The 15,625-nt window shown below is 60.5% G+C and carries 15 protein-coding genes; 4 read left to right on the top strand and 11 right to left on the bottom strand.

What is annotated here, in order from left to right; translation table 11 throughout:
- Positions 1–2: 2 nt before the first annotated feature.
- Positions 3–1,352, bottom strand: coding sequence for a GntT/GntP/DsdX family permease (locus tag GIW48_RS12710; RefSeq protein ID WP_225933009.1), 1,350 nt, complete (start codon positions 1,350–1,352; stop codon positions 3–5).
- A gap of 247 nt (positions 1,353–1,599) precedes the next feature.
- Between GIW48_RS12710 and GIW48_RS12715 the strand changes: the two genes are divergently transcribed.
- Entirely contained in the window at positions 1,600–1,992 is a 393-nt protein-coding gene (locus GIW48_RS12715) for a lysozyme inhibitor LprI family protein (protein WP_099549435.1), read from the top strand.
- Here the strand turns inward: GIW48_RS12715 and GIW48_RS12720 are convergent, their stop codons facing one another.
- From GIW48_RS12720 to GIW48_RS12735, 4 genes are all read right to left on the bottom strand, one after another.
- A complete protein-coding gene (locus GIW48_RS12720; protein ID WP_186618056.1) occupies positions 1,993–3,438 on the bottom strand; it encodes a SulP family inorganic anion transporter in 1,446 nt (481 codons plus the stop codon).
- A 197-nt stretch (positions 3,439–3,635) separates the two neighbouring features.
- A complete protein-coding gene (locus GIW48_RS12725; RefSeq protein ID WP_099549433.1) occupies positions 3,636–4,529 on the bottom strand; it encodes an NAD-dependent epimerase/dehydratase family protein in 894 nt (297 codons plus the stop codon).
- Between the two features lie 103 nt (positions 4,530–4,632).
- Positions 4,633–5,529, bottom strand: coding sequence for a LysR family transcriptional regulator (locus tag GIW48_RS12730; RefSeq protein WP_017137953.1), 897 nt, complete (start codon positions 5,527–5,529; stop codon positions 4,633–4,635).
- A gap of 49 nt (positions 5,530–5,578) precedes the next feature.
- On the bottom strand, positions 5,579–6,343 hold the full coding sequence (locus tag GIW48_RS12735; protein ID WP_017137954.1) for a sulfite exporter TauE/SafE family protein: 765 nt from the start codon (positions 6,341–6,343) through the stop codon (positions 5,579–5,581).
- Positions 6,344–6,533: 190 nt separating this feature from the next.
- Here GIW48_RS12735 and GIW48_RS12740 point away from each other — a divergent pair, with 190 nt between their 5' ends.
- Positions 6,534–7,424, top strand: coding sequence for a LysR substrate-binding domain-containing protein (locus tag GIW48_RS12740; RefSeq protein WP_170040491.1), 891 nt, complete (start codon positions 6,534–6,536; stop codon positions 7,422–7,424).
- Here GIW48_RS12740 and GIW48_RS12745 read toward each other — a convergent pair.
- Both GIW48_RS12745 and kynU read right to left on the bottom strand, forming a co-directional pair.
- A complete protein-coding gene (locus tag GIW48_RS12745) occupies positions 7,370–8,776 on the bottom strand; it encodes an amino acid permease (protein WP_017137956.1) in 1,407 nt (468 codons plus the stop codon). The genes GIW48_RS12740 and GIW48_RS12745 overlap by 55 nt on opposite strands.
- Before the next feature lie 195 nt (positions 8,777–8,971).
- Positions 8,972–10,222 (bottom strand): kynureninase, encoded by a 1,251-nt coding sequence (gene kynU / locus GIW48_RS12750; RefSeq protein WP_177034590.1) that lies wholly within the window; start codon positions 10,220–10,222, stop codon positions 8,972–8,974.
- A 145-nt stretch (positions 10,223–10,367) separates the two neighbouring features.
- On the opposite strand from kynU, the gene GIW48_RS12755 reads away from it, so the two are divergent.
- Positions 10,368–10,841, top strand: coding sequence for an Lrp/AsnC family transcriptional regulator (locus GIW48_RS12755; RefSeq protein WP_003176072.1), 474 nt, complete (start codon positions 10,368–10,370; stop codon positions 10,839–10,841).
- 166 nt (positions 10,842–11,007) lie between these two features.
- On the opposite strand, the gene catA is transcribed toward GIW48_RS12755, so the two are convergent.
- From catA to GIW48_RS12770, 3 genes are read right to left on the bottom strand one after another with little or no spacing between them, the layout of a single operon-like run.
- Positions 11,008–11,937 (bottom strand): catechol 1,2-dioxygenase, encoded by a 930-nt coding sequence (catA, locus tag GIW48_RS12760; RefSeq protein WP_170040487.1) that lies wholly within the window; start codon positions 11,935–11,937, stop codon positions 11,008–11,010.
- Between the two features lie 41 nt (positions 11,938–11,978).
- Entirely contained in the window at positions 11,979–12,269 is a 291-nt protein-coding gene (catC, locus tag GIW48_RS12765; RefSeq protein ID WP_017137960.1) for a muconolactone Delta-isomerase, read from the bottom strand.
- A gap of 12 nt (positions 12,270–12,281) precedes the next feature.
- Entirely contained in the window at positions 12,282–13,409 is a 1,128-nt protein-coding gene (locus tag GIW48_RS12770; RefSeq protein ID WP_236460475.1) for a muconate cycloisomerase family protein, read from the bottom strand.
- Positions 13,410–13,523: 114 nt separating this feature from the next.
- Here GIW48_RS12770 and GIW48_RS12775 point away from each other — a divergent pair, with 114 nt between their 5' ends.
- Entirely contained in the window at positions 13,524–14,399 is an 876-nt protein-coding gene (locus GIW48_RS12775) for a LysR family transcriptional regulator (RefSeq protein ID WP_017137962.1), read from the top strand.
- A 71-nt stretch (positions 14,400–14,470) separates the two neighbouring features.
- On the opposite strand, the gene GIW48_RS12780 is transcribed toward GIW48_RS12775, so the two are convergent.
- Positions 14,471–15,463: an AraC family transcriptional regulator gene (locus GIW48_RS12780; RefSeq protein ID WP_017137963.1), complete on the bottom strand. Its 993-nt coding sequence runs from the start codon at positions 15,461–15,463 to the stop codon at positions 14,471–14,473.
- Between the last annotated feature and the right edge of the window lie 162 nt (positions 15,464–15,625).

Here is a 15,625-nt window from a genome sequence, read left to right on the forward strand (position 1 = left end):
GCTTATAAAACAAGAGAAAGGCCGTAAGTCAGACCAAACGCGACCACCGAAATCAAAGTCTCCAGCACGGTCCAGGTCTTGAAGGTCTGGATCACCGTCATATTGAAGTATTCCTTGATCAGCCAGAAGCCGCCGTCGTTGACGTGGGAAAAGATCACCGAACCCGCACCGGTCGCCAGCACCAACAATTCAGGGTGTGGATAACCCAGGCCCATGGCGACGGGCGCGACCACACCGGAGGCCGTGGTCATGGCCACGGTGGCCGAGCCGGTAGCGATGCGCATCAATGCGGCAAACAACCAGCCCATCACCAGCGGCGACAGGTGGAAGGCATGCGCCAGACCAAGAATCTCATTGGTCACGCCCGCGTCCACCAGGATGCGGTTCAAACCGCCGCCTGCGCCCACCAGCAAGGTGATGCTGGCGGTCGGCGCCAGGCATTCATTGGTGAACTTGAGGATCGATTCGCGATTGAAGCCCTGGGCCAGACCCAGGGTCCAGAAGCTCACCAGCGTGGCGACCAGCAGCGCGATCACCGAGTTGCCGATAAACAGCAGGAATTGGTTGAAGCCAGTGCCCGGCGTTGAAATCACGTTGGCCCAACCGCCAATCATCATCAGCACCACCGGCAGCAGGATGGTGCCCATGGTCAGGGCGAAACTTGGCAAGCGGGTACGCGGCTCGCGCTCGATAAACTGGCGTTCCAGCGGGTTTTCCGCCGGCAGGTGGATACGCGGCACGATGAACTTGGCGTACACGGGACCGGCGATGATCGCCGTAGGAATGCCGATCAGAATCGCATACAGCACGGTCTGCCCCACCGAGGCGTTATACGCCAGCACCGCCATCATCGCCGCCGGGTGTGGCGGCACCAGCGCGTGTACCACCGACAGACCGGCGACCATCGGCAAGCCGACCATCAGGATCGACACGCCCACACGCCGCGCCACGGTAAAGGCGATCGGCACCAGCAACACAAAACCGACCTCGAAAAACAGCGGCAGCCCCACCAGGAACGCAATACACACCATCGCCCAATGCGCGTTGCGCTCGCCGAAACGGTTGATCAGCGTGCGCGCCACCTGCTCGGCACCGCCGGATTCGGCCATCATCTTGCCAAGCATGGTGCCCAACGCCACCACCAGGGCGATATGCCCAAGGGTCTTGCCGACGCCCGCCTCGTACGAGCCCATGATCGTGTCGGCCGGCATGCCGGCCATCAAGGCCAGGCCGATAGACACCAACGTGATGACGATAAACGGGTTGAGTCGGTAGCGTGCAATCAGCACGATCAATGCAATGATGGCGATGGCAGCGTATGCCAACAGCCCAAAGCCCAGTGGTGCGGCCATGCGGTACTCCTTGGAAAGGGTCACGTCGAATTGGTTGTGAAACTCATAAATCATTACCGGGTGTAATTTTCAATTTTTATGAAAGTAATTTTCGCCCACAGATAAGCGCTGTCGCTTTGGGACATGCCCAACGCCAGCCGATGAAAATCCGGGGGGTGTTCTTACATGAAGTTTTTTGCGTGCGGAAACTCAGTTGCCAGGGCCGAGTCTCAGATGACAGGCCTATCCACAACCAGGAAAACCAACAATGAAGCGCAAGACCCTGCTTGTTCCTTTCGCCGCCAGCGCACTGCTGCTGGCCTTTTGCGGCAGCGCTTGGGCCGATGACAGCCCGGCGTTGAAAAAATGCCTGGATGGCGCCAACACCACGGCGGACATGGTCAGCTGCAACGCCACCGAAGCCAAGATCCAGGACGCGCGCCTGAACAAGGCCTACAAAGACGTCCTTGCGCTTCAGGAAGGCAAACAGAAGCAGCAACTGCAGGACGTACAGCGCCTGTGGATCAAGTACCGAGACGCCAACTGCGGCTTCATCGGCTCAGCGACTGGTGGCACCATCGATCAGGTCAATGGCATCGGCTGCATGCTGGACATGACCCGCACCCGCGCCCAGGAACTGGAAAATATGCTGCCGCTGTAATCAGTCGTGATGCACGCGGGCGCGCTTGAGCAGCTTCTTGCAGCGCTCCGACAAATGCAGCACGCGCAATTGCTTGCCGGCCTTGGTGTAGCGCTCGCGCAAAGTCATCAGCGCTGCAGTCGCTGAATAGTCGACAAAGCTCAGGTGACGACAATCGAGCGTCACCTGGGCCGGGTCGTTGGCCGGGTCGAACTGGTTCAAAAATGGCGTGGTCGAGGCAAAGAACAGCGTGCCGTGCAGGCGATACAGCTTGCTGCCGTCAGCTTCCAGATGCTCATCGGCATACAACTCACGGGCCTGTTGCCAGGCGAAGTTCAGCGCCGCAATCACGATACCGCAGAGCACGGCGGTCGCCAGGTCGGTGAACACGGTAATCACCGTTACCGCAATAATCACCAACACGTCGTTGACCGGCACCTTGTTGATCACCCGCAGCGACGCCCAGGCAAAGGTCTGCTGGGACACCACGAACATCACGCCGACCAAAGCCGCGAGCGGAATACGCTCAATCAGCGGCGACAAAAACAGAATAAACAACAGGATCATCACCCCGGCGAACACCCCGGAGAAACGCCCGCGCCCGCCAGAGCTCAAGTTGATCACGGTTTGCCCGATCATCGCGCAACCGCCCATGCCGCCAAACAGGCCCGAGACCATATTCGCCGCGCCCAGGGCCACGCTTTCGCGGTCGGGGTAGCCACGGGTTTCGGTGATTTCGTCGGTGAGGTTCAGGGTCAGCAGGGTTTCCAGCAGGCCGACCATCGCCATCAGGAACGCGTAAGGCGCAATGATGCCGAGGGTTTCCAGGGTCCACGGGATTTGCGGCAACGCGAAGGTTGGCAGGCCGCCGGCGATGTGGGCCATGTCGCCCAACGTGCGGGTTGGCAGGCCAAGCAGGTAAACAGCCAGGCCGACGCCCAAAATCGCCACCAGCGCGGGCGGCACGGCGCGGGTCAGGCGTGGCAGCAGGTAAACAATCGCCATGGTTGCCACCACCAGCCCGCTCATCACATACAACGGCGTGCCGCTCAGCCAGGTTTCACCGCTTTTGAAATGCTCCAGCTGCGCCAGCGCAATGATGATCGCCAGGCCGTTGACGAACCCGAGCATCACCGAGTGCGGCACCATGCGCACCAGTTTGCCCAGGCGTAGCAGGCCGAACGCAACCATGATCAGCCCGCCCAGCAGCACGGTCGCGAGCAAATATTCCACGCCGTGTTGCACCACCAGCGCCACGATCACCACCGCCATCGAACCCGCGGCGCCCGAGACCATGCCCGGCCGGCCGCCGAACAAGGCCGTGAGCGTGCAGATGATAAAGGCGCCGTAGAGGCCCATCAGCGGGTTGAGGTGAGCCACCAGGGCAAAGGCGATGCATTCGGGCAGCAGTGCGAAAGACGTGGTGAGGCCAGCCAGGGCATCGGCGCGCAGACGGGTGAGGTTCATGAGGTACCAGGGAGTAGCGAGGGATATGGCGGGGGATGGTACGGAATTGCGGTCGGTGGGGCCAGTAATGTGTAACAACACATGAACCGAGTCGCCTTCATCGCAGGCAAGCCAGCTCCCACATTTTGAATTGCGAATACATTCAAGTGTGGGAGCTGGCTTGCCTGCGATGGCAACGCCGCGGTACTAAGCGAACATCACACCATCTCGTTGCGAATCCACTCCACCACCGACGTGCGCGTCGGCGCCCAGCCCAGCAACTCACGCGCATGTTTGCCACGCACCCGGCTGTTGGAACCCAGGCCATAGTTGGCCATTTCATAGCCCCACTCAGCCTCAGCCTCAGCCAATGGCCAATCCTGCGGCTCGCCCAGGTTCAGGGCTTGGGCAATCGCGGTGGTCATGTCGACAAACGCCGCTTCGCTGCTTTCCACAAAGTAGAACGTGCCCGGGACGTTCTTGGTCAGCGCCAGCAGATACAGGGCTACCACATCTTCAATATGCACGTTGGACCAGATGTTCTGGCCAGTGCCCACATGCCGTACCACACCACTTTTGCGCGCTTGCTTGAGCAGTCGTGGCAACTGCACGCTGTCACGCTTCACGCCCAGGCTGTGGCCGTAGATCAAGGTATTGCAGATCACCGCCGAGTTCACGCCCTCTTTGGCCGCCGCCAGGATCAGGTTGTCGATGGCCACGCGCGCGGCCTTGTCGACGGTCGGCTCCGGCAGGTTGTCTTCAACGTAGATGACATCGCTGGATTTACCGCCCGAAGCATCACCGACAATGCTCGAACCGCTGGTGTGCAGGAACGGCTTGTTTGAACCTTTCAAGGCGGCCAGCAAGGTTTCCACGGCAGCGCGATGGTCGCTGCTCGCGGCATTGATCACCGCATCAGCTTTAGAAGCCTGTGCGCTCAACACGGCGGCGTCATCCAGCGTGCCGATCACGGGCGTGATGCCCAGGGCGGTCATTTCAGCCGCTTGCTCGGCGCTGCGCACCAGGCCGGTGACCGTGTGGCCGGCCTTGACCAGGCCGGTGGCGATGGAGCCGCCGATAAACCCTGCTGCGCCGGTGACGAATACGTTCATGGAGGTTGCTCCTGACTGGGTAAGTGATAGGCCCAGTATCAAGGACTCATTCCTGCCGAATAAGCCCATGCTGCCCAATTCAATCTTGCGCACAGGTCACGAATCAGCAGGCATACCGCGCAAGCTTGGTTTGAATGAAATCCAGGAAGCACTGGATGCGCAGCGCCAACTGCGAGTTACGGTAGAACACCGCGTGGATCGGCTGGCGATAGCCGCTGTTGAAGGCTTCCAGCACCGGTACCAGGCGCCCGGCATCGATGTCGGCGTTGGTCATGAAGTTCGACAGGCAGCAAATGCCCTGGCCTTCCAGCGCCAGTTGGCGCACGGTTTCGCCGCTGGAGGCGGCAATGCTTGGCTGGATCAGCCAGCGGTCGCCTTCCACGTGGCGCAGCGGCCAGTGGTTGAGGGTTTCGGTCTGGGTGAAGCCCAGCAGCGTATGGTCGACCAACTCGGCCACCGTCTTCGGCGTGCCGAACTGCTTGAGGTAGTCGGGGCTGGCGAGGATATGCAGCGGCGTACAACCCAACGAGCGCGCATGCAGGGTCGAGTCGGCCAGGGCACCGATGCGGATGGCAATGTCGGTGCTCTGCTCCAGCAGGTCGATGATCAGGTCGTCACTGTTCAGCTCCAGCTGGATATCCGGGTAGAGGCTGCGAAACTCGGCAATGTAGGGCACGATCCCATGCAGCATGAACGGCACGGCCGCATTGATGCGCAGACGCCCGGCGGGGTTCTTCTGGCGCGACGACAGGCGCTCTTCCAGCTCGTCCATCTGCGCCAGGATCAGCTTGGCCTGCTCGAAAAAGTACTTGCCCTCCTCGGTCAGGTCCATGCGCCGCGTGGTGCGGTTGATCAGCGTGGTGTCGAGCTTGGCTTCCAGGCGCGACAAGGTGCGGCTGACGGCCGACGGCGTCTGCCCGACCTGCTCCGCGGCTGCCGAAATCGAGCCGCACTCAATCACGCTGACGAAGATCTGTAGCTCATCGGATCGGGCTTTCACGGGGTGTCCTCTCAATCGGTTCGCGACAGCTTACACCGTGAACAGCCACTCAGCCGCTGATCAGTAGATGGCCCCCCAACAGCGCCATGCCGACGAAAAACACCCGTTTGAACAGCACCGCGCTGATGCGCTGGCGCAACACCTGGCCCAGCCACATCCCCAACAACGCGGGTATCAGCGCCAACAGCGAGGCGCTGACTTCGCCACCGCCCAGGGTGCCACGCCAGGTCAGCGCTGCGGCCAACGCCAACGTGGAAGCGGTGAACGCCAGCCCCAGCGCCTGCACCAATTGATCGCGGTTCAAACCCAGGGCTTGCAGATAGGGCACGGCCGGAATCACGAACACGCCCGTCGCCGAAGTGATAAGGCCGGTGACCAGACCGCACAACGGGCCAAGCCAGCGCTCGGTTTTAGGTTTCACCTTGAAGGTCGGCAAAAACAAGCCACTTAACGCATACACCAGCAAGGCGCCACCCAGCGCGCGAACCACCCAATGCCCGCCGTCCGTGCCCAGCCACAACGTGCCAAGCCCGGTGCCGAGAAAAATCAGCAGCAGCATTGGCCACAGGCGCTTGAGCAAGGCGCTCAAGTGGCCACCGAACGCCAGTTGCCAAAGGTTGGTGACTGTTGAAGGGATGATCAGCAATGCCGCAGCCTGCGCCGGGAGCATAGCCAGGCCGAGCATACCCATGGCGACGGTGGGCAGGCCCAGGCCGATCACGCCCTTGACGGTGCCGGCCAGCAGGAAGGTTCCGATCACCAGCAGGGTCAAGGCCGGGCCGAGGTTTTGGTAGAACGCGAGGAAGGTAGTCATGAGGCGATTTTGCAGGATTTCGTTGAGGTCGAAAATTCGCCATATACTGAGGTAGCCTCTTGTTTTGCGTGAGGCTTAAATAGCTATCGCAGGCAAGCCAGCTCCCACATTGGACTGTGTTCACAAAGCAAAATGTGGGAGCTGGCTTGTCTGCGATAAGGCCAGTGAAGTCACTCGAGAAACCTCAGCCATGCACTTTGACCTGATCGACCTGCGCCTCTACCTGCACACCCTCGACACCGGCAACATCACTGCCGGCGCGGCGCGCAGCCATTTATCCCTGGCGGCGGCCAGCGCGCGTATCCGTGCGATGGAAGCGTCATTGGGCATCGAGTTTCTTGAACGCGGCCGCCGTGGCGTCACGCCAACACCCGCAGGCAAAGCCCTGGCCCGCCACGCCCGCCTGCTGTTGCAACAGGCCGAGCACCTGCAACAGGACCTGGCCGAATACGCCCAGGGCATCAAAGGCCAGGTGCGCCTGCTGTGCAACACCACCGCCCTGAGCGAATACCTGCCGGAACTGCTGGCGGACTTTTTGCGCCAACACCCCAACCTCGATATCGACTTGCAGGAGTTGCCCAGCCTGCGCATTACCCAAGCCTTGCGCCAGGGCACAGCAGACCTGGGGATTATCTCCGATGCGGTGGACACCCACGGCTTGCAGACCCTGCCGTTTCGCGATGACCCGCTGGTGCTGATCATGCCCCTCGATCATCCGTTGGCGACGGCGAACTTCATCGACAGCCTGCAATACGATTATGTAGGCCTGACCGCCAACAGCGCGCTTTCGGTATACCTGGAAGAACAGGCATTGCACGCAGGCTTTCGCCTGCAAACACGCATTCGCGCCGAGGGTTTTGATGGGTTGATCCGCATGGTCGCCGGCGGCGCCGGCCTGGGCATCGTGCCTCAGGCCGCATTGGAACGTTGGCCGACAGAAAAGCGCATTAAAGCCCAGCCATTAAGCGAAGACTGGGCCTGTCGCAAACTACTGTTATGCGCCCGCTCCTTCGAGCAATTGCCCGGTTACGCCAAAGCCTTGTTCGACGCCCTGGCCCTGCCCTTGCGGAAAAACCCGTAATACACCGCTGACAGGATCATCAGGAATGGCACGCCAAACACCAGCGTCATCTTGAAGGCCTCGGTGAAGTACGTGGTGATCATCACCGCCCCCATCAGCACCAGGCCCAGCAGTGTGCTGTAGGGAAACAGGCGCAGCTGGAACGACAGCTTCGGCCCGCCATGACGCTTGCGATAACGGCGAAAAAACAGGTGCGTGAGGAAGATCATGAACCAGGTGAAGATCGCGCCAAACATCGAAATCGCCATCATCAAGGTGAACGAGCTTTCCGGGTACACCACGTTCAACAAGGTCGCCAGGGCAATGCCGGAGCTGGACAGCAGCAACGCGTTCAGCGGAATGCCGCTCTTGCTCAAGGCGCCCATGGACTTGGGCGCAAAACCTGCACGCGACAGGCTGAACATCATGCGTGTGGTGATGTAGAGCTGGCTGTTCATCGCCGACAACGCGGCGATCAGGATCACGAAATTCATCACCCCGGTGGCACCGGGAATACCAATGGTCTGCATTACCGTAACAAACGGGCTCTGGGTCTGGCCGGCCTGGTTCCACGGCACGATGGCGAGCATCAATGCCAGGGTCAGCAGGTAGAACACCACCAACCGCACGATGGTGGCGCGAAAGGCCTTCTTCACCGCTTGCTCCGGGTCGGCGGCTTCACCGGCGGCCACGGCGATCATCTCTACGCTCAGATAGCTGAAGATCGACACGATCACTGCGATCCACATGCCGCTCAGCCCATGGGGGAAAAACCCGTCGTGGGCCGTGTAGTTCTGCACGCCATAATCAGGATTACCGGAGCCGAACACCACGTACACCGCGAGGATGATGAAGCCGACGATTGCGGTGATCTTGATGGTCGAGAACCAGTATTCGAAGTTGCCGAAGGTCTTTACGCTGATGGCATTGAGCAGGATCAGCACACTGGAAAACGACACGATCCACACCCACTCCGGCACGTTGGCGAACCAGTACTTCATGTACATCGCCACCGCCGTGACCTCGGCGCCCACTGCCAGCACAATCGCCGCCCAGTAGGCATAACGCACCAGAAAGCCGGCCAGCGGGCTGATGTAGAACTCGGCGTAGGCACCGAACGAGCCCGAGGTGGAGTGCGCCACGGTCATCTCCGCCAGGCAGCCCATCAACAGCAAGGTGATCAACGCACCGATGGCGTAACTCACCAGCACACTCGGCCCGGCATAACCGATGGCGTAGGCGCTGCCCATGAACAGCCCCGTGCCGATGGCGCCACCGATGGCGATCATGCTCATCTGGCCGGAAGTGAGCTGGCGCCTCAGGCCCAGTTCGCGATGGGTGATCTCTGCAAAGCCGTTGTCTGGCGTGGTCACGTGGTGTGCCCCTTTATTATTGTGATTGTTATGGCTGGCGCTGAACCTTGTGGGAGCTGGCTTGCTGTGGCGAGGGAGCTTGCTCCCGTTCGACAGCGCAGCTGGAGCCGGCTTTTTGGGGGCGCTTCGCACCCCAGCGCAAGCAAGCTTGCTCGCCACAACAAGCCAGCTCCCACATTTTGATTCGTGTTGTACTTAAGTGACGCTGTTGCGCACTTTGAATTGCGGCTGGTCCCAAGTGGAGTTATCGAGGATTTCGCCCAGAATCTCTACAGCATCAAATACCTCGGTAAAGCTTGTGTACAACGGCGTAAACCCAAAGCGCATGATGCGCGGCTCGCGGTAATCGCCGATCACGCCACGGGCGATCAAGGCCTGGATCACCGCATAACCTTCAGGGTGTTCGAAACTCACGTGGCTTCCGCGCCGGGCATGCTCACGCGGCGTAATCAGCTCCAGGCCGTGGGCGGCGCAACGGGCTTCGACCAGCGCGATAAACAGGTCGGTCAAGGCCAGGGATTTGCTGCGCAGGCTGGCCATGTCGGTCTGGGCAAAAATCTCCAGGCCGCATTCGACCATTGCCAACGACGTGATCGGTTGTGTGCCGCACAGGTAGCGCGCGATACCGGCGCTTGGCGCGTACTGAGCTTCCATGGCGAACTGACGCGTGTGGCCAAACCAACCCGATAGCGGCTGGCGCACCACATCCACCAAGGCCGGGTTGACCCACACAAACGCCTGCGAGCCCGGCCCGCCATTCAGGTATTTGTAGGTGCAGCCAATCGCATAATCGGCACCGGCCTTGTTCAGGTCGATGGGCACCGCGCCCGCCGAATGCGCCAGGTCCCAGATGCTCAGCGCGCCACATTCGTGGCTCAAGGCGGTGAGCGCCTGCATGTCGTACATGTAGCCGGTCTTGTAATTGACGTGGGTAAGCATCACCACCGCCACGTCATGGTCGATGGCTTGGGGCAGCTCGTCCGGGCTGTTGACCAACCGCAGGGAATAGCCCTGTTGCAACAACTCGGTCAGGCCTTCGGCGATGTACAAATCGGTGGGAAAGTTACTCGCTTCGCTGACAATCACCTTGCGCGCAGGCTCGCGTTGGCGCTGCACGCTCAAGGCAGCGCTGAGCACCTTGAACAGGTTGATCGAGGTGGTATCGGTAATCACCACTTCACCGTCACGCGCGCCGATCAGCGGCGCCAGGCGGTTGCCCAGGCGTTGGGACAAATCCGCCCAACCGGCGCTGTTCCAGCTGCGAATCAAGCCATTGCCCCACTCCTCGGCAATCACCTGCTGGGCGCGCGCCATCGCCGCCACCGGGCGGGCGCCCAGAGAGTTGCCATCGAGGTAGATCACGCCCGCAGGCAAGGCAAACTGCTGACGCAGTGGCGCCAGCGGGTCCTGGGCATCGAGGGCTTGGCAGTGGCTTCGGTTGGTCATGGGTTGTCCTGATTTTTTATAAGTGAAGATGGACCAAATAATGAACGAAGTTTTAGAGAATTTTCGTGCAAAGTGGTGGGTAACAGGCTAATTAAGCTGTAGGAAATTCGAATTTAACCCCCAAATACGCGGATTTATTCTAACCATGATTCTCGACGCCACCGACCTGCGCCTCCTGCATTTTTTGCAACAGGATGGCCGCATCAGCAACCAGGAACTGGCGGAAAAAGTCGCCCTGTCGCCCTCCGCCTGCCTGCGCCGTTTGCGCCTGCTGGAGAGCGAAGGAATCATCAGCGGCTACCGCGCCGTGTTGAATGCCGAGCAGCTGGGGATTGAGCTTGAGGCCATCGTGCACCTGTCGTTGCGCCAGGATGTGGAGGACTGGCACGAGACGTTTATCAAGAAGGTGCAGGGGTGGCCGGAGGTGGCCAGTGCCTATGTGATTACGGGTGCAAGCAACTATGTGTTGCGTGTGCAGGCGCGCAACCTCAAGCACTTTTCCGACTTTATCGTGAACCACCTGAACCGCACGGCCGGGGTGATGGATATTCGTTCGGAGATTGTGTTGCAGAAGATCAAGGACCGGGATGAGGTGTTGGATCTGGTGGTGCGCAAATAACCGCAACACTACAAAACCTGTGGGAGCTGGCTTGTTGTGGCGAGGGAGCTTGCTCCCGTACGACAGCGCAGCTGGAGCCGGCTTTTTGGGGGCGCTTCGCACCCCAGCGCAAGCAAGCTTGCTCGCCACAACAAGCCAGCTCCCACATTTTTTTGACCGCGGTTAATCAGTCTTCGAGGGCGCGAACGCGCTGCATGCGTTTTTGCTCTACCGGCGCGTCTGCCAGTTGCAACTCAAAGTCAAAATCAATCTGCGCAAACCGCCCTTGCACCCCAAACTCGCGCGCCAATTGCTGATCGTCACTAAAGCGAATCTCGGCGATCAACTCATCGCGCGTCGCGTAGGCAAAATCATCATGCAGGTACGGGTCGTCCGACAGGTTGATCTGCGTGGTCAGGTGCCGATGCCCCGGTGCCGAGATGAAGAAGTGAATATGCGCCGGCCGCTGCCCGTGGCGACCCAACTGGTCGAGCAACTGCTGAGTCGGCCCGGTCGGCGGGCAACCGTAGCCCGACGGCACGATGCTGCGGAACCGGTAGTTGCCCTGGGCATCGGTCTCAATGCGCCGACGCAGGTTGAACTCCGATTGCGTTGGGTCAAACCACGAATAGGTGCCACCCGTGTTGGCCTGCCACACATCCACAATCGCACCCGCCAACGGCTTGCCGTCGGTGTCGCGCACTTGCCCGCGCATAAACAGCGGCACTGCGTCGTCCTTGCCATCGTCCAGCCGCGCTTCGTATTGGCTCAGCGGCGCGCCGGCCACGTACAGCGGGCCTTCGATGGTGCGTGGCGTACCGCCGGATTTGCCGGCCTCTTCGTCCGCAGCGTCCATCAGCAAGTCCAGGTAATGCTCCAGGCCCAAGCCGGCAGCCAGCAAACCCGCCTCCTGATTTTTACCCAATTCATTGAGGTAATTGACCGCCTTCCAGAACTCTTCCGGGGTCACTTCCAGGTCTTCGATGATGTTTACCGTATCGCGCAGGATCCGGTAGATCAGCGCCTTGGTGCGCGGGTTGCCGCCGTCGTTATGGTTGCCGCTGGCTTCTTCGAGAAACGCCTGGGCATGGGCAGTCTGGGACAGTCGGATGGACATGGTGCAATCCTCATCTTGTAATTATTGGGTGCAAAGCAGGCTCAACGGTCGTCCTCATGGATCGACGAAGGGTGGCGGCACAGGGCGTTCACTTCGATGGCCATGTAGGGGAAAAGCGGCAGTTGCATCAGCAGGTCGTGCAGGTCTTGCACGCTGTCGACGTCGAATACGCTGTAGTTGGCGTAATGCCCGGCGATTCGCCACAAGTGGCGCCATTTGCCCTCCTGTTGCAGGCGCTGCGCCAGGGCTTTCTCCTCGGCCTTGAGGGTGGCGGCGCGCTCGGGGTTCATGTCCAGCGGCAGGTTCACGGTCATTTTTACGTGGAACAACATGGCAGGCGCCTCTTAGTGTTTGTCACGACGCAAGAACGCCAAGCGTTCTTCATCAATGGCCAGGCCCAGGCCCGGTGCGGTGGAGACATGCAGCTCGAAATCGCGGTACACCGGCGGCTCGGTGAGGATGTCTTCGGTGAGCAGCAGTGGGCCGAACAGTTCGGTGCCCCACGCCAGCGTGTTCAGCGTGAGAAAGGCATGCGCCGACGCCATTGTGCCGATGCCGCCTTCGAGCATGGTGCCGCCGTACAAGCCGATGCCCGCCGCCTCGGCAATCGCGGCGGTGCGCAACACCGCCCGTGGGCCGCCGTTTTTGGCTATCTTGAGCGCGAACACCGAAGCCGCGCCTTCGCGGGCCAGGTTGAAGGCGTCTTCGACACATTCAATGGATTCATCGGCCATGATCGGCGCCGGGCTCGACAGGTTGAGCCGGGCCATGCCGCCACGGTTATTGCGCGAAATCGGCTGCTCGATCAGGTCAATGCCGTTATCGCCCAGCACCTTGCAGGCGCGCAGGGCCACGGCTTCGTCCCAGGCCTGGTTGACGTCGACACGCACACTGGCACGCTCGCCCAGGGCTTTTTTGATCGCGATCACATGGGCCAGGTCGCGATTGACCTCTCCAGCGCCGATCTTCAACTTGAAGAGGCGATGACGGCGCAGGTCGAGCATCTTTTCGGCCTCGGCGATGTCCTGTTCGGTGTTGCCGCTGGCCAAGGTCCAGGCCACCGGCAAGGCGTCACGTACACGCCCGCCGAGCAGTTCGCTCACCGGCAGGTTCAGGCGTTTGCCCAGTGCATCGAGCAAGGCGCTTTCGATGCCGGATTTGGCAAAGGTATTACCGCGAATGCTGCGCTCCAGGCGCAACATGGCCGCGTTGATATTGCTCGCGTCCTGGCCAATCAGCAGCGGCGCGAAGTGACGGTCGATGTTGACCTTGATGCTGTCCGGGCTTTCGTTGCCGTAGCTCAAACCGCCGATGGTGGTGGACTCACCGATGCCTTCAATGCCGTCGGCGCAGCGCAGGCGGATGATCACCAACGTCTGGTTTTGCATGGTGTGCATCGCCAACTTGTGCGGGCGAATGGTGGGAAGGTCGACGATGATGGTCTCGATCGACTCGATGGCGCAAATCGGCATGGCTATACCCGTTGGGTTCTTTATAGATTTGAGCCGATTCTGTGCCGTATCTTTAAAGGCTTCCAATATAGAATGGGTCTCGCACGATACCCTCAAGGTATAAAAGGAACCGTCATGGAACTGCGTCATCTTCGCTATTTCCAGGTGCTGGGTGAAACCCTCAACTTCACCCGCGCAGCCGAACGCCTGCACATCGCCCAGCCGCCATTGAGCCGGCAGATCCAGCAACTGGAAGATGAACTGGGCGTGATGTTGCTGGAACGCGGCCGCCCGTTGCGGCTGACCGAAGCCGGGCGATTTTTCTATGAGCACGCCAATGTGCTGCTGGAACAACTGGCCAAGGTTTGCGATACCACGCGGCGCATCGGCCAGGGCGAAAAGACCTGGCTGGGCATCGGCTTTGCGCCATCGACCCTGTATGGCGTGCTGCCGGAGTTGATACGGCGGCTGCGCAACCATGAGGCGCTGGAGCTGGAATTGGGCTTGTCGGAGATGACCACCCTGCAGCAAGTCGAGGCGCTCAAGGCCGGGCGCATTGATGTGGGTTTCGGGCGCATTCGCATCGACGACCCGGCCATCGTCCAGCGCGTGCTGGTGGAAGATCGACTGGTGGCCGTATTGCCCGCCGGCCACTCGCTGCTGGGCGCGCCCGCCACCCTCGCGCAATTGGCCGCAGAGCCGTTTGTGCTCTACCCCGGCAACCCGCGCCCCAGCTATGCCGACCATGTGATCGCGCTGTTCGACGCCCATGGCTTGAGCCTCAAGGTGGTGCAGTGGACCAACGAGTTGCAGACGGCCATCGGGCTGGTGGGCGCGGGAATGGGCGTGACGCTGGTGCCGGCCTCGGTGCAGGTGTTGCACCGGGCGGATATCGGCTACACGCCGATTGTGGAAGCCACTGCGACCTCGCCGATTATCCTGAGCAGGCGAGTGAATGATCAGTCGCCAGGGCTGAGTCATTGTTTGCAGTTGGTTGAAGAGTTGATCTGAAACCCTCCAAACACCGCAATTCCCCTGTGGGAGCTGGCTTGCCTGCTCCCACAGTTTGATCTTCATACAGTTCAGAGACTGCGCAGGCGTTTGCGCTGCAGGGTTTGGCTGGGGGATTCATCGAAGAGTTTGCGGTACTCCGCCGAAAACCGACCCAAGTGGGTAAAGCCCCAGCCCAGCGCGATCTCGGAGATGGTGCGAATTGAACCATGCTCGAGGATTTCCTGGCGCACGACACCCAGTCGGTACTTCTTCAAATACGCCATCGGCGACAGCGCAAAGTATTTACGAAACGCATCGAACAGCTTGAACCGCGACACACCCGCAGCCGCTTCCAGGTCTTCCAAATGGATCGCCTCGCGGGCGTTGTCGTGGATGTATTGCCGCGCCCGAATCAGGTAATGCGGCAGCTTCACGCCGAGCACGTCGCGCAATTCTTCTGAATAGTTGTTCGGCTGGGCCAGGATCAAACCCTTGATCAACGAGCTTTCCAGATCCCGCGTAAACGCCGCCTGCTCATACAACTCGCTGCTGCACTCAAGCTCCGCAATAAAGTAGCGCGCCATGCGCCACCACGATGCCGAAGCACCGTCCACCGCATCCATCACCGACTCAAACCGCAGTGGCGCTTCAATCGGCCGTTGCAGCAACCCTTCCAGCGACTCACTCATCGCCGCCCGCGTAATCACCACCTGCAACTTGCGACAATCACCGGAAATCGCCAGCACCTGATGCTCGTTAGGCGACAAAATCACGCCTTGGTCACGGTTGGAACTCAGGCGCTCGCCGTTCTTGCTCAATTCCTGCTCGCCCACCAACGGCAGGCTCAGGCTGTAGCTGCTGAAGTGCTCGGCGTCTTCGATATCAATGGTCACATCGGTGCCGTACTCGATCACGCCCAAGGTGGTGGCGCGGGACTTGAACACATTGGCGCTGTGGTGAAAACGCAGGCGCTCGGGCGTGCTTGTCGCCAGGCGGTGCGGCCCGCAGATGCCGGACATCCAGCTGCAGGCGCCCTCCAGGTCGAAGCGTTGAATATGGATTTCGCGTGTATGGCTACTCATCAGGGGCACCCACGGCGGTTAGGCGGTTGCGCGCTCTGGCGGCGCGTCGTTGGCAATCGACAGCAAGTTCTACGCCACGCCCGCCTGAATGCAACCGGGTGGATAGCAAGCGTCGACTATGTGGATAAGCCGCAGGCATTTGCGACCTTCCCTTGGTATGAC

This window comes from Pseudomonas sp. PA-6-3C (assembly GCF_021605825.1).
GTDB lineage: Bacteria > Pseudomonadota > Gammaproteobacteria > Pseudomonadales > Pseudomonadaceae > Aquipseudomonas > Aquipseudomonas edaphica.